This is a genomic window from Pseudoalteromonas sp. CO348 (genome assembly GCF_004208845.1).
In the GTDB taxonomy this organism is placed as follows: domain Bacteria; phylum Pseudomonadota; class Gammaproteobacteria; order Enterobacterales; family Alteromonadaceae; genus Pseudoalteromonas; species Pseudoalteromonas maricaloris.
Genome location: NZ_SGPI01000039.1, coordinates 194592 through 208577 on the forward strand (window position 1 = coordinate 194592; position 13986 = coordinate 208577).

The 13986-nt window shown below is 43.0% G+C and carries 14 protein-coding genes; 4 read left to right on the top strand and 10 right to left on the bottom strand.

Annotation, left to right across the window (positions count from 1 at the left end; translation table 11 throughout):
- Positions 1–26: 26 nt before the first annotated feature.
- Positions 27–584 (top strand): TetR/AcrR family transcriptional regulator, encoded by a 558-nt coding sequence (locus tag EXT48_RS20715; RefSeq protein ID WP_130165619.1) that lies wholly within the window; start codon positions 27–29, stop codon positions 582–584.
- A 59-nt stretch (positions 585–643) separates the two neighbouring features.
- Here EXT48_RS20715 and EXT48_RS20720 read toward each other — a convergent pair whose 3' ends face one another.
- Positions 644–1438 carry a helix-turn-helix domain-containing protein gene (locus tag EXT48_RS20720; RefSeq protein ID WP_240703416.1) on the bottom strand — a complete coding sequence of 265 codons (795 nt, stop codon included), beginning with the start codon at positions 1436–1438 and terminating at the stop codon, positions 644–646.
- A 144-nt stretch (positions 1439–1582) separates the two neighbouring features.
- On the opposite strand from EXT48_RS20720, the gene EXT48_RS20725 reads away from it, so the two are divergent.
- Positions 1583–1963, top strand: a complete 381-nt coding sequence (locus EXT48_RS20725; protein ID WP_130165621.1) for a DUF3224 domain-containing protein — start codon at positions 1583–1585, stop codon at positions 1961–1963.
- Between the two features lie 19 nt (positions 1964–1982).
- Here EXT48_RS20725 and EXT48_RS20730 read toward each other — a convergent pair whose 3' ends face one another.
- From EXT48_RS20730 to EXT48_RS20740, 3 genes are all read right to left on the bottom strand, one after another.
- On the bottom strand, positions 1983–2600 hold the full coding sequence (locus EXT48_RS20730; protein WP_130165622.1) for an HAD family hydrolase: 618 nt from the start codon (positions 2598–2600) through the stop codon (positions 1983–1985).
- A 159-nt stretch (positions 2601–2759) separates the two neighbouring features.
- Positions 2760–5261 (bottom strand): ABC transporter permease, encoded by a 2502-nt coding sequence (locus tag EXT48_RS20735; protein ID WP_130165623.1) that lies wholly within the window; start codon positions 5259–5261, stop codon positions 2760–2762.
- Positions 5251–5964, bottom strand: a complete 714-nt coding sequence (locus tag EXT48_RS20740) for an ABC transporter ATP-binding protein (RefSeq protein WP_010376092.1) — start codon at positions 5962–5964, stop codon at positions 5251–5253. The genes EXT48_RS20735 and EXT48_RS20740 overlap by 11 nt, the downstream gene beginning before the upstream one ends.
- Here EXT48_RS20740 and EXT48_RS20745 point away from each other — a divergent pair.
- Complete coding sequence (locus EXT48_RS20745) at positions 5963–6583, top strand: arylesterase (protein ID WP_010376088.1); 621 nt, start codon at positions 5963–5965, stop codon at positions 6581–6583. The genes EXT48_RS20740 and EXT48_RS20745 overlap by 2 nt on opposite strands.
- Positions 6584–6651: 68 nt before the next feature.
- Here the strand turns inward: EXT48_RS20745 and EXT48_RS20750 are convergent, their stop codons facing one another.
- From EXT48_RS20750 to EXT48_RS20775, 6 genes are all read right to left on the bottom strand, one after another.
- Entirely contained in the window at positions 6652–7392 is a 741-nt protein-coding gene (locus tag EXT48_RS20750) for a reprolysin-like metallopeptidase (protein WP_039495419.1), read from the bottom strand.
- Positions 7393–7407: 15 nt separating this feature from the next.
- On the bottom strand, positions 7408–8109 hold the full coding sequence (locus tag EXT48_RS20755; protein WP_130165624.1) for a hypothetical protein: 702 nt from the start codon (positions 8107–8109) through the stop codon (positions 7408–7410).
- A gap of 334 nt (positions 8110–8443) precedes the next feature.
- Positions 8444–9037, bottom strand: coding sequence for a 1-acyl-sn-glycerol-3-phosphate acyltransferase (locus EXT48_RS20760; RefSeq protein WP_045988635.1), 594 nt, complete (start codon positions 9035–9037; stop codon positions 8444–8446).
- A 238-nt stretch (positions 9038–9275) separates the two neighbouring features.
- Positions 9276–10163: a hypothetical protein gene (locus tag EXT48_RS20765; protein WP_130165625.1), complete on the bottom strand. Its 888-nt coding sequence runs from the start codon at positions 10161–10163 to the stop codon at positions 9276–9278.
- A 196-nt stretch (positions 10164–10359) separates the two neighbouring features.
- The gene (locus tag EXT48_RS20770; RefSeq protein ID WP_045988637.1) at positions 10360–10848 is read right to left on the bottom strand and encodes a DUF6702 family protein; all 489 of its coding nucleotides are present in this window, start codon (positions 10846–10848) and stop codon (positions 10360–10362) included.
- Positions 10848–13271, bottom strand: coding sequence for a M1 family metallopeptidase (locus EXT48_RS20775; protein ID WP_130165626.1), 2424 nt, complete (start codon positions 13269–13271; stop codon positions 10848–10850). Before EXT48_RS20775 ends, EXT48_RS20770 begins: the two co-directional genes overlap by 1 nt.
- Before the next feature lie 460 nt (positions 13272–13731).
- On the opposite strand from EXT48_RS20775, the gene EXT48_RS20780 reads away from it, so the two are divergent.
- Entirely contained in the window at positions 13732–13971 is a 240-nt protein-coding gene (locus EXT48_RS20780; protein ID WP_010376069.1) for a hypothetical protein, read from the top strand.
- Positions 13972–13986: the final 15 nt, after the last annotated feature.

Here is a 13986-nt window from a genome sequence, read left to right on the forward strand (position 1 = left end):
TTATTTTATCTTAGCGAGAGTAAACAATGAGTGTCAAGGATAAGAAGCGTGGCCGACCGTTAGCGGAAGGTGAAGCACTAAGTCAGGAGCGGATCATACAAGCTGCAAAATTGCAGATGAAGGAAAGTAGAAAAGTGCCTAGTATTCGAGCGTTGGCGAGCAGCCTACATGTCGATGCGATGGCAATTTATTACTACTTTAAAAACAAACAGGCTTTGCTCGAGGCTTTGACCTGCTCTTTAGTCGATGAAATATATGAACCTAGCTGCGATGAACCGTGGCAAACAGAACTACAACAGCTCAGTACAAGTTATTTACAGCTACTCGACGACTATCCAGGGTTGTTAACTGTGCTGCTGTCAATGAACTCAGTGGGTCCAGCTCAAGTATTTCAAACTCGATTTGAAGAAGTGACTCAAACGCTTAAATTACAAGGACAGGCACAACAAGATGCGATTAACTTACTGGTTGATTATTTACATGGGGTAGCACTCGCTATGGAGTGTAACCCAGATAGAGAAGCATTAAATGTCTCGATGACAAGCGGTGCAATTGCACTAATTTGTAAAGCGATTGAGGCTTAAGTGTCATTGCGTTGTGGTGTTGTAAAGGGGCATTACAAGGCGTTTAGGCGAAGTACCCGTTAGGGACGCTTGAGATAACGATTGGGAGTGGTGCCGATTATTTCTTTAAAATCTCTTATAAGATGTGACTGATCGGTATAGTTCAACTGAGCAACAATATCTGCCATTGTAGTCACATTGGACTCAAGCAGTGCAAGTGCTTGGTGCAGGCGATACTTTCGAATTAGCCATTTAGGACTAAAACCTATGTAGTGTTGGCAAAGCCTTTGTATTTTTCGTATTGGCATGTCGCATTGTTTAGCAAGTTGCTCAACCGAAAAAATATCGCTGTGATCTCGCAAAGTGTCGAGAATATCTTCAGCCATAGCAGCACCTGTGCTTTGAGGGAGTGTAAACGACATTAAAAATTGCGATAGCACTTTTACCCGCTCTGCATCATCACTTGCCATGGTTAATGAAGAAACCAGCGGACTCGATGGCACATCGCAAAGATGCTGCAAAGAAAAGGTTTTATCGACACATGTCAAAGGAGTGATATTAAATAGCTCCACTAGGGCACCGACCCTAAATTTAACCCCCAAGAGCTGCCCTTTTCCACGCATTGTGTAATCGTATACTTTGCTTACAGGGCCAATAATTTTTAACTCATCGGTACTTTGCAGCAAATGAAAGTTGGGATCTGGTAAGTTTCTTTGTGTATGGGTTTTATTATCCGGCAAACACCAGTCGACAAACCAAAATTGCTCGACAAAACCCTTTAACTCTGTACATGGAAAATACCGTCTAAGCTGGTAATTTGGCGCGCTTTGTTGTTGGTGAAGTACGCCGTTAATTTGACTATGGTTAGATTTCATCACTGCCTTGTTATGGATAGAGCTCTTCGTTTGTTGTCGTGTTTTTACAATACCAATTTGAAATCGCGTGCTAGATTTAAAACAAGCTGCATGAAACTGCAGAGCAAGGTCAAACTCTTCCACTATAAAATTAAGGGATAAACGATGCAACTAACAGGTGTGTACGAAATTAACAATTGGCAAGAAACCACAGAAAAACAATTTGATGATGGTGCTAAACTCTCAAAAGCCGTGGTGAGCCTCAGTTATGAAGGCGAAATTGAAGGCAGTAGCGAAGTTTATTATCAGCTTCACTATACCGAAGAAGGAGATGTTGAGTTTAATGGCTTTGAAGCCGTAACCGGGGGCTTTTCTGGGCAACAAGGTAAGGTTGTATTGATGCACGATGGTCGTTTTAAGCACGGTAAAGCACATAGTAATTTTACGGTGGTACAGAGCGATGTTGACGCGATTGCGGTGGGTGACAAAGGGTCATTTGAGTCGACTGAGGGAAAAAAGGCAAACTACCAAATAACACATAACTGATAGCTTCAATGTTATTGCGCTAGGCTAAGTAGCGGTGTCTTCTCATGTCTAGCGTGTACAGCGCATCAACTAACTCAGCAAAGTGACTAATGACGACATCTGCTTGCTCTGCGTAGTGAGGTTTGTCATTGGGGGCAAACAAGCATGACGGCATATTGGCGTTATGTGCCGCCTCTATATCGTAGAGGTAATCGCCAACATAAACACATTGATAAGGTGGCACTTGCCAGGTCTGAGCAACTTGCAGCAGTGCGGCCGGGTCTGGTTTGGCTGGTGCGTCGTCTCTGGTTAAAATCAATGGAATTGGCAATCCCGCTGTTTTAAGCTTCAATCGCGCCGCTTTTGCAAAGTTTCTGGTCACAACGGCAAGCGGGACCCCCATTCTCGAAAGATGCCCAATGGACTCCTTAACCCCAGGAATAACTTCACAGTGCTGTGCGTCACATAATTCATGTTGGTGGACGATGTTCATGGCCTCTTCACGCATATAAGGTGAAGGCAATGTACTGATAAAACTGAGTAAGTCTTGCCCTACCGGACAGCCAATTTGTGCCCGAATAAGTGAGAAGTCGAGTTCAGATGTCACTAGTGTGCCATCTAGGTCAAAAATGATGCCTTTAACCGGTATCCTATCCATTTTTAATATCCTTTGGTTTCGCATGTGTACTGCGTAGCCCTACTTAAAGGTAGGTACGTAATTGAAGTTTGTAAAGATCAAGACGATGGAGTTTTGCTTTTGCGAGATGAGTGGCTCACTGATGGTAACGGTGAGCCACTTTTTAGACTTTTCGAAGTTTTATGCGAGTTTGCGTAGTAGCCCTTGCGTGTTTTGTTTCATAGTGTTCGCTACCATAAAGTAACCGATCACAGCGACGAACGTTGCGCCGGTTGCAGGCCCTAATAACCAAATATAGGGGTGCAAGCGGCCATCCACATCGAATGTTTGGACTTGGATCACAAAAAGTGCAATGTCACTGACCACGGCAGCTACCAGCCCTGCTAATCCGCCAAGTAATAAAAACTCATAAAGTGTGGCGAGTTTTATCAAACGACCTTTGGCACCGAGTGTGCGCAAGATAACGATTTCTTGCATACGTTCGGCAAGGCTCGCCTGAACCTGAGAAATGAGCACCAAAGAACCGCTGATAAGCACGATACTAAGTACAAAGCTAATCGCCAGTGAGACTTGAGAAATCATCGACTGCGCCTGTTTGAGCTGACTTTGAATGTCTATCATGCTAATTGTTGGATACGCTTTCAAAAACTGACTAATAACCTTAGTGTCTGCTATTTCAAGCTTGGCGGCAGTAAAGTAAGTCACTGGGAATTGGCCGGCGATTTTATCGTTAAATATCATCACAAAGTTAGGTTTCAGCGAGCCCCAATTGACACTACGTAAACTCGTCACTTTGGCTTCAATTGTTTGGCTATTGATTAGGAAGCTAAGCGTGTCCCCCACTTTTATCCCTACTCGCTCGGCAAGCCCTTGGGCGACGGAAACTTGAAGTGCATCAGAGTCGTCAAACCACTCGCCATCGACTACTTCATTGCCCGCTGGCAATTCATCTAGCCAGGTAAGGTTGAGCTCTCTCCCTACCCCTTCTCGTGCGTCTTCGTCTTTTTCTTCACCTTCTTGTAGTGAGACCCGGCGCGCAAATTCTTCGCCATTCAGCGCATTTACACGGCCCAAAAAGACGGGATAAAAATGTTCATGCTTGATGCCACTTTCATCGAGTTTGCTTTGCATTGGCTGAATTTCTTGTTCCATGATATTGATAAAAAACGCATTGGGTGCGTCTTCTGGAACTTGCATCTGCCAATCTGAGATCATGTCATTTTTCAGCACCACTAAAAACAACATTAATTTGATAGCCAGAGCAAAGCTAATTAGCTGTACCGCATTTGCATTGGCACGTTTTTGCAGTGTGGCAATGGCTAAAGACCAACTTGAGCCCGGGCTCAACCCTAGTTTTCTACCCGCTGAAAATAATAGTCGTGAGATCACGTATAGCACGGCCATGAGTAGCAAGGTTGCGCCGAATAAAATCGCGGTGATCTTAATATCGCGACTAAATAGCCACATTAACCCAAAAATAGTTAACACTGAAAGCGCCATATGAATTCGGCTAATCGCGATGGTGTCTCCAAGGTTGCGTCTTAGGACGCGCAGCGGCGGGATATCAAATAAATCTAATAGTGGTTTTAATGAAAACATCATTGCGCATACCACACCCACGGCAATGCTCAATAGCCAAGGCCTAAAGCCTGCTTCAGGCAGGGCCGTATCCATAAAGTTAATCAGATAAGCGGCTCCAACACTTTGCAGCCCGTAACCGATAGCAAGACCGGCTACAACGGAAAAAAAGGTCACTAAAGAAAGATGTAAAAGATAAATACGGCGGATGGTTTTGCGACTACCACCGAGCGTTTTCATCATGGCGACGGGATCATATTGGCGCTCACAATAGCGCTTTGCAGAAACCGCCATCGCTACGGCAGCGAGCATGATCCCAAATAGTCCAGCAAGGAGCAAAAAGCTCTCCGAGCGAGCTAAGTTTTCACCCAAAGGTGATTGCCTGTCTTTTATTCCCTGCCAAGATTGGTTGCTCTTGAGTTGTGGCTTGAGCCAAGTGTAGTACTCTCCCAGTTGCTGCTCTGAGCCCGAAAATAATAGGCGGTAAAATACTCGGCTTCCGGGTTGAATGGCTTTAGTCACTGCAATATCATCATAATTAATAAGGACGCGTTTGTTCCCCGCCAGCGAGAAGAAAGGGGCATCAGGCTCGCTAATGAGCACCTTACTCACGGTAAACTGCCCTGCCCCTATTTCTACCACGTCGCCAATTTTAAGGCCAAGGGAATAAAACAAGCCTTCGCTGAGCCATACATTACCCTTTTTCGGAGCGGCTTGAACTTGGTAATTCTCGCCATTAAGGCTGTCTCTTAAAGTAAGCTTACCTCTAAGTGGATATGTCTCTGTCACCGCTTTTAGCGCGCCAAGTATTAACTCATCGTTGGCAAATAACATCGAGTCAAAATATACTTGCTTGGCGGTATTTAAGCCAAACTCTCGTGCTGTGGTTAGTACTCGGTCGTCGAAATCATGATTGCTTGAAAGCCGCCTGTCAGCAGCAATAAAATCTGCGGATTTTTGTTCTAGATTCAAACGGATCCGCTCGGTAATGGAAGACAAGCTAAACACTGTCAATACTGCAAGCGCAATAGCAGCTAGAATGATGGTGAGCTCGCCTCGTCTAAATTCCCTAGAGAATAAAGTAAGTGCTAACTTAAACCACATTGACGGCCGCTCCTTGTTTTATTACTTCTAGTTTTCCAGCTTCAATATGAATGATGCGATCACACTGTTGAGCGAGTTGCTCATCATGGGTAACAAGCACCAAAGTGGTGCCATTCTCTTTGTTTAGGTCAAACAGCAAACGCTCGATAAGATGGCCGTTTTTACTGTCTAAATTAGCCGATGGCTCGTCGGCGAATAAGATCTTGGGCTTGCCAACAAAGGCTCTGGCGATGGCTACTCGTTGCTGTTCGCCACCCGAAAGTTGTGAAGGATAGTGCGTTAGACGATGGGACAAGCCGACCTTTTCTAATAACTCTGTCGCTTGATTTTTTGCACCTTTGTCCCCAGCTAATTCAGCAGGAAGCATCACATTTTCAAGCGCCGTTAGGCTTTGCACTAGCATAAATGACTGAAATACGAAGCCGACTTTTTCTGCTCGCAGTTGAGCTCGAGCTTCTTCATCCATTTTTTGTAATGATTCGCCATCTAAATGAACTTCTCCTTTGGATGCGATATCTAAGCCGGCAAGCAAACTAAGTAAGGTTGACTTACCAGAGCCAGAAGCGCCAACGATTGCCACGGACTCACCTGACTTGACAGTGAAATCGATATCACTAAGGATAGTGAGATTACCTTCGACGGTAGAGACCTGTTTAGTAAGGCCTTTTACTTGGATCATATTTAACTGAGAAAGCACTGACATGAAGTACTATTTCCTAAAGTTGTTGTTCATACTTGTTATTGTAATGACGCCGTTAAGCGCAAATGCCAAGCAAAAACTCATGATAGTTGGTGATAGCTTAAGCGCCGCTTATGGCCTGAAACAAGATGATGGTTGGGTTAAATTGTTACAAAATAAATACGAAACAGAACAAAATCCGATCGAAATTATCAATGTTAGCGTTAGCGGTCAAACAACAGGTAATGCTGTGGCAAAAATAAATCAGCAATTGAAAACGATTTCGCCTACTCATGTATTAATCGAGTTGGGCGGTAATGATGGCTTGCGCGGTTTCCCTGTAAAAAGGTTAAAGGCAAATCTCACACAGCTGGTGCAATCTAGTCAACAAGCAGGCGCCAACGTTGCTGTAATGGAAATCCAAATACCTCCTAACTTAGGTCCACGTTATACCAGTATGTTTACCGAGAGCTACCAACAAGTGACAGAGCAAACCGGTAGCTATCTAATGCCCTACTTTATGTTAGAAGTGGCGGACAAACCGGAGTTAATGCAAAACGATAACCTACACCCAAACAAAGAAGCACAACCTCTAATCCGCGACTTTATGTATAAAGAAATAAATCAATGGCTGGCAAAGTAAGTACGAAAAAAACCCGCTAAGAGCGCGGGTTTGGGTGTGTTTTAGTTTGAAACTTGAACGTAAAGCGATTACTTGAAGTTTGCGATGCTCGTTTTAGTCGCATCTACCGTTTTCCAAGCATATGATTGACCAACTACACCATAAGGTACACCGCCAAGAGACCAGTTCGGGTTAGCGAAGTAGTCGTACTGTGTTGCATTACCAAAGACATGTGGATAAGCCATGATACTGGCGAAGTTGTCTTGTACGCCGTGGCCCATGCCATCAACGTATACACCACCGCTGGTGTCACCTTGTTTGCGTGAATGCGCTAGACCTTGGTTGTGACCAAGCTCATGAACAAATGTTGTTGCACCACAATCGATACCTGTAATGCTGAACATACGGTTGCTCATGCTTGAATATAGGTTGCCATTGCTACCTTGACCTACCCAAGCTAGACCACATGTGATGTAGTTACCATTGCGCTCACCTGTACCAAGTACTGCAACCATATCTGCACGCCAAGTATTACGTAGGTTAGCTACATAGCTGCTGTTAGTCACAGAATCTAACCAAGCACTCGTTGGTGTGATGTTGTAGTTACCTAAGTTTTGCGTACCTGCAAGGCGTAGTTGCAGATCGATACCATTTTGGCTGTAAACTTGGTTTGTAAACGCAATCAACTGATTGATTTTAGTATTAATGTTTGATGTAGCAGCCGCTGACTGATCAGTATAAAGAATGCCGATATCAACGGTGACTGCTGATGCGCTTGCAGATAGAGCGAGTGCTGTTGCCAGCGATGCTGCCTTTACTGTTGTATTCATTGTTTTTCCTTTCTTTTAGTTAACGTTACTTTTGGGTTGAAAAATATCTTCCTTCACAGAAACTGAGTTATGTTCTGTTTCATCATGACTATCATGCGGATGCAGTTCTTCTTCTTTGTGAGAGCGATATAAGTCTCGCTTGGCTGCGATCCAGCCAAATTGGTCTTTTGATTCGAATACATAGTTGCCGCTTGGCGCGGTGAGTTGACCATATACGGCGTCTTTGCCTACCGTCAAAACGGTGGTATGGAAACGACCATCAGCACCAGTGACCTTACCAAAGACGCTTTTATCGCCGTTTTCTGCCAAGGATATGCCGGTTACCTCTGCTACAAATGACTCTTGTGTTTGCGGAATAAGCAATTCAAAGTTATCGCCGCCTTCTAATTTTCTGAGTGTAGGTAAGTCAAATTCAATATAAGCTTCATTGTTTAAGTCTTGTGGTAAAACCTTTGCGGCTGACAGCACGGCTTTTGCTTTATTCGATACCTTATTCACCGCATAAAAGTCGCTACTTTTTTGTATTGGCGCTGCTGTAGTGATGGCTTGCTTAGAACCTTGTTCAAGCGTGTCAAGCTCTAGGGTCGCCTTCGACTCATCTTCTGTGTTGTTCGAAACTTGAATTACATTTGCATGTGAAAGTTGAGCTTCAGGCATCATTTTCCAAAAAGCAATTCCAATAAAACCAACAAGTAATGCAACAATGAGCAATCGCATAATCCACCACGAATACGTTAATAAGTGGTGAAATACTATTCATTTTGAGGGTTTGTGATCAACTTTAAATTTACCAAACGTTTTCATTTGTATTCATTGAAATTAAATATCTTCATGATATATATGTATAAATCTCATTAACAAATCTTTACAATGTGGTGTAGTTAAATGTGTTAAGCAGTGGGGTTGTCAAACTAATGTAACTAAAGTGTGTATTTCTAAAGTGATTGATTAAATTGACTTTATTTTTTCAATTAGTGGCATTATTTATCTGTTAGTCTCTATCTAGTTGATTTGTATATTTAAAGTTTTCAGCTTTAGTTGACGCTTTTATTCATAGTCCTGATGCGTGTTCAGGGTATTTTGCCATTTGTTTTGAAAACTGTTGTTTGACTTGGTGAAGTAACTGATCTGGAGTGAGCTCTGTAGTATTGTTAATCGCCGGCATAACAACAAAAGTTTTACTACGGTAGTCTATTGCCATAGGCACAATGGGGACTTCGGCGGATTGTGCGATGTAGATAAAACCTTTTTTCCATTCTGAGGTGTATTTACGAGTCCCTTCTGGGGCTAAGCCCAAAATTAATTTGTCGTTGGCATTGAAGATATCGCGAACCTGCGTGACCATACCATGAGGTGTATCTCGCCTAACCGGAATACCGCCCCATTTACGTAATAGCCAGCCAAATGGTGGGATAAAAATGGTGTGCTTGCCTAAAAAACGAATTTCAACATCAAGTGCAAGCTTGACAGCAATGCCAATAAAGAAATCCCAGTTTGATGTATGCGGCGCGACGGCTGCTACGAATTTGTCTTCACTTGGAAAAGTGCCAGTTATCCTCCATCCCATTATCTTAAGCATCAAGTTTCCAAGCTTTCGACCAACAGGGCTGTTCGAGCGTGGGATATTGGGTGGAATATTGATCAAGGTAATGGCCTTCTTTGTTTTTATTATTTATTGATGGTGAATTTATGTTAGTTGACAACTTTAGGTAGCCAGCGCTGGTGTGCGATACCATCGTGTAAAATGAACTACTGAATAGGCAGAGAAGTCTACAAAAGCATGATTGAACTAATATAGATCCCCTACTGCTGTATCCCAGCCCCAGATTAATTAACCAAAGCCGATAATTCAAGTTTCAATAGCTTGTCGCTCTGAGCTAGGTTTAGTTGGGTGATATGCACTGGTGGATAGGTTGCCATGTATATTTGGGGTTAAACAGGATATCCCTTGTGTGGCCACTCAAGTTTGGGTTTTGCAGTTTTAATGCTTTTCTCTCTTCAAATTTAGCTTTTGTAATGGCTTCACGAGTAATTGGGTGATTAAAAAATAGCCTATCAAATGAGCCGTCTTCTATTGCTTTGTTGAGGCCATAGGTAAGGCGCTCCTTGAGTCGGCGATTGTTTTTATTGACGAAAAAATACATGGCGGCGGGATAACAAAATGCGAACTTGGACTCTACCACTGCACTATCCATGCTTTGTAACTCCGTCCATGGTTCGTGAAGTGCGCGAGGGAAGAGCTCAAAGCGTTTTTCTTCTAGCATTTTAGGTAATAGGGCTGCCATGCTAGTAACCACTACAAAGCCATTTTTTTCGTAGATTGAGGTATCAGGCCAATCGATACCACTGCCAAGCGTGAAGCTCATTAATTGGGCGGGTGAGTTAAGTAAGGAGAGTCTTTCCTCGGTATCTTTATGGATAAGAAATAAACGCGCTCCCATCATCCCTTTTAATAACGGCACATATACCGTCGCTAAACTTTTTTCCCTTTGGATTGACGTCATGCTCCAGTGAACATCTAAAAGCTTCCCTTGTTCCAAGATTTCTAAGGTGCGTCCTTGAGGGGTGTGATCGAAAGAGTTTTCAATGAGTTGGTAAGCACCGTATTTATCGCGGCTCTTATTTAAAGTCAGTCTTAATAACGCGATGTAGTAGTCTTGTTTGGGATCAACAAATTCTTTAGAGATGTTATAGCGCACTAAATCGCTTGCACAGACGCCATATGACGTTAGTAATATGAAGGTCAAAACCAGTTTTATTGAGGCCATCATTCCTTTTCCTCGTCGCGCGTTCACAATGTATGCTTTAACTCTAGCGCAGAACGTGAGTTGATAAAGTAAAAAAGGCATCGAAGTGCCTTTTCCTCGTCGCGCGTTCACAATGTATGCTTTAACTTTAGCGTAGAACATGAGTTGATAAAGTAAAAAAGGCACCGAAGTGCCTTTTTACTTTAGCGAGTTAGGTAACCTAAAACGTGACGCTTAGCCAATCATCATTGCCATCAAAGTGCAGCGACCTGACTTTTCCTTTGCCTTCAAAGTTTACTAAATTGACTTGTTCTGACCACACATCTCTAAGTGCATTATGACGCATTTTAAGCTCAGTTATTGGTGAGAACAGCGGGGTTTCTTGATATACCCAAAAGAATTGGCCATCGATTTCCGCACCAACCAAATTTAAAGGCAGCACTTTCCCTGCGCCTGTTTTTATTTCAACGTGCTTACTGACATAATCCGCAAAGCTTTCTCTATCTGCAGCATTGTTAAAGATGTCGGCATTGTGACTCAGTAGGCTCTCTATCGCATGCTCAGTATCATGGAGATAAAATCTGTGCATGATCTCGATATTGCCACTGCGTTCGTTAAATAAAACAGTGGTGATCGCTGCTTTTAATTGGTGCGCCTGACAAAGCGGCGAAATCAGCACCAGTAAACAGGCTAAGCGCCAGGTTTTCATTAGTTATCCTTTTTCTCTTCGAATGGTTTTAGCTCGGCTTTCACGTCTTGCATGATATCGCGATACACTTTACCTTCACGCTCTTTCTTTTTATAGAGTTCGAGGCGGGATTCTATAATGCGCCTTGGGTAATGGTTATTCTCGATATCAACGTCAGCAGTTTCCCATCGCGGATCAACAGTCACGGATGCAAGCGGCTTATCTTTATCTGTAATAATTAGCTTGCTGACGTTACGGGCATTGCGACGCCAAATCTCGGCAGGGATAGTTCGCTCTTCTTTGCTACCATCTTGGTACGTGAGCTCAAGTAAGATTGGCATCACGAGTCCACCGACATTACTAAACTTAAGCACATAATAGTTTTTGTCTTCTTTTACCGCGCGCTCAAGGGTACGTTTTTCCCAAGGTTTAAGCTCAGATAAAAACTCACGATACTCATTTCGTTCTTCATTGGTTACCGTAAACTGGTCATTACTATCGTAAAAGTCTGTTATGTCTTGGTTTTTATCAATCCAAAGTGCGCGCCCTTGTTCTTGATTGCGTTTGACGAATAACGAGATTGGTTTGTTCTTTTCAAACTCACGTAGGCGGCCAAAGTCGATATCTGGGTTTTTGGTGTCTAACCGCAATTGATAGATTTTATCTAATGAAATATCGACATGATCAGTGCTGTAAAACCAGCCACGCCAGAACCAATCTAAATCGACCCCAGAAGCTTCCTCCATCGTTCTAAAGAAATCTGCTGGCGTTGGGCGTTTATATTTCCAGCGTAAGGCATATTCTTTAAATGCAAAATCGAATAGCTCACGGCCTAAAATCACCTCGCGCAGAATGTTAAGAGCCGCAGCTGGCTTAGTGTAGGCATTTGGACCGAGATGCAATACGCTGTCTGATTGCGTCATGATTGGAGACTGATCTTCAGATTTCATGTAGGCAGCAACATCTCTTGGCTCAACGCCCCAAGGAATGGTGGGATCCCATTCGCGGCCGGCAACGCCATCTAAAAAGCTATTGAGGCCCTCATCCATCCATGTCCACTGGCGCTCGTCAGAGTTGACTATCATGGGGAAGTAGATATGCCCTACTTCATGAATGACAACGCCGATTAAAAAACGTTTCTCGGCCAGTGAATAGGTGCGAGAGCCATCATCTTGCAATTTCGTACGAGGACCATTGAAAGTGATCATCGGATATTCCATCCCACCGACAGGACCATTTACCGATTGAGCGGTTGGATAGGGGTAATCAAACGAGAAGCGTGAATAGACTTCCATGGTATGAATAACGGCTTCGGTGGAGTATTTTTTCCACAAGTCACCCCCCTCTTTGGGGAAAAATGACATGGCCATCACGAGAGGCTGCTCGTCACCACCTTGCTGATAGCCTTTAGCATCCCACATAAATTTACGTGATGAAGCCCAAGCAAAATCGCGCACATTTTTGGCCTTAAAGCGCCACGTTTTAGTGTCATCTGTGCCGGCTTTTTCGTTTTCTAGCGCTTCTTCTTCAGTAACGACAAATACCGGGCGTTTTGCTGTTTTTGCTTGCGCTAGTCTGTCACGCTGGGTTTTGCTCAGAACTTGCTTTGGGTTATCTAACTTACCGGTTGCAGAAACGATATGATCGGCCGGCACCGTGATTTCAACATCGTAGTCACCAAATTCGAGCGTGAACTCACCACTGCCAAGAAACGCCTTGTTGGTCCAAGCTTCATAATCTGTATACGCCGTTAGACGAGGGAACCATTGCGCGAGCAAAAAGATGTCATTACCATCTTTTTCAAAGTGCTCATAACCCGAACGTGCGCCAACCGCATCTTCTTCAACAATATTAAAGGCGAAGTCCATGCTAAATTGTAGATCTTTACCTGATTTGAGCGGTTCGTTTAGGTCAACACGCATCATGGTATCAACAATCGTGACCTTGAGCGGTTTACCGCGACCATCCTTGACATTATTGATGACAAAACCAAGCTCAGTGTCATCCATAAACTGTTGGCGTCTGAGTTGATTTAGTGAAATTTTTGCATGTTTTGTAACCGGATTACTCTGTAATTCGTTCCCAAAAGTTGCAGTTCGTTCAGCGATTGAATCGTTTTTGAAGATATTTTGGTCTAATTGTAGCCATAAATATTTGAGGGTGTGAGGAGAGTTATTTTTGTAATGTATGGTCTGCGTAGCGGTTAATCTTTTGGCTTTCTCGTCCAAATTTACATCAATATCATAATCCACCTTTTGTTGCCAATAACGCTCTCCGGGCTCACCGGCTGCGCTGCGGTAGATATTTGGGGTCGGTAAAGTCTCGTCTAATTGGCGAAACTTATCTTCAAAATGCCCTTTGGTTTGTGAAATGGCGCTGGCGTGTGCGACACCGGATAGCGCGAGTGCAACCAATAAATGCATAGCTGGTGTTGATTTTTTCATTGTTATTTCCCGTTTTATCATGCCAAGGCATTGACCGATAAACATTTTTATTTCAGTTTTTTGCTCTGAGTGAGTAGAGGGGATTTACATGGTGACAAAGGAAGACAAATAAAACCTTCTACGTGTCAATAAACTGACAAATAAAAACACATAAATCAAAGTTTTGAGATAAAGTAACAAGATTTGGACACGACTGAAATGAGACTGTTTTGAGTGTTTTTTAATCTGTTGTTTTTGATAGAAAAAATACAGTGGTCTAAAAAATTAATTTGTATGCCAAAAAGGTATTTTGCTGGGTTATTGTGTACATTTTATAAATAAATAAAGAAAACAAAATTAGTTGTTGATATTGACCCAAGTTTGTCTTTAAAATCGCGCACTTTACAATCTCTGGGTAAAACTGGCGTTAGTTTTGCTCTGTACTAAATACCCGTTTAGCGAATCGAATGTGGTGGGCAGTATGGATTTCTACATACTAAAAAAACAAGAGAAGTTTGTTGCAATTCCTGCAGACGAACAAAACTGTAAAGATTATTTAGATGACGGCTATTTTTATGTTGATAAAGTAGCTGCCTGTAACGAGAAATCGGCGATTAAACGCGTGCAAGATAAGCATAGTCGTGTTTTCAAGTTACCTGCTAAATTCTTTTTACTGGCATTACCTATAATCATTTTTGCTTGGTGGCAGTTGACTCACTAAGCTGTTAAAGCGTCA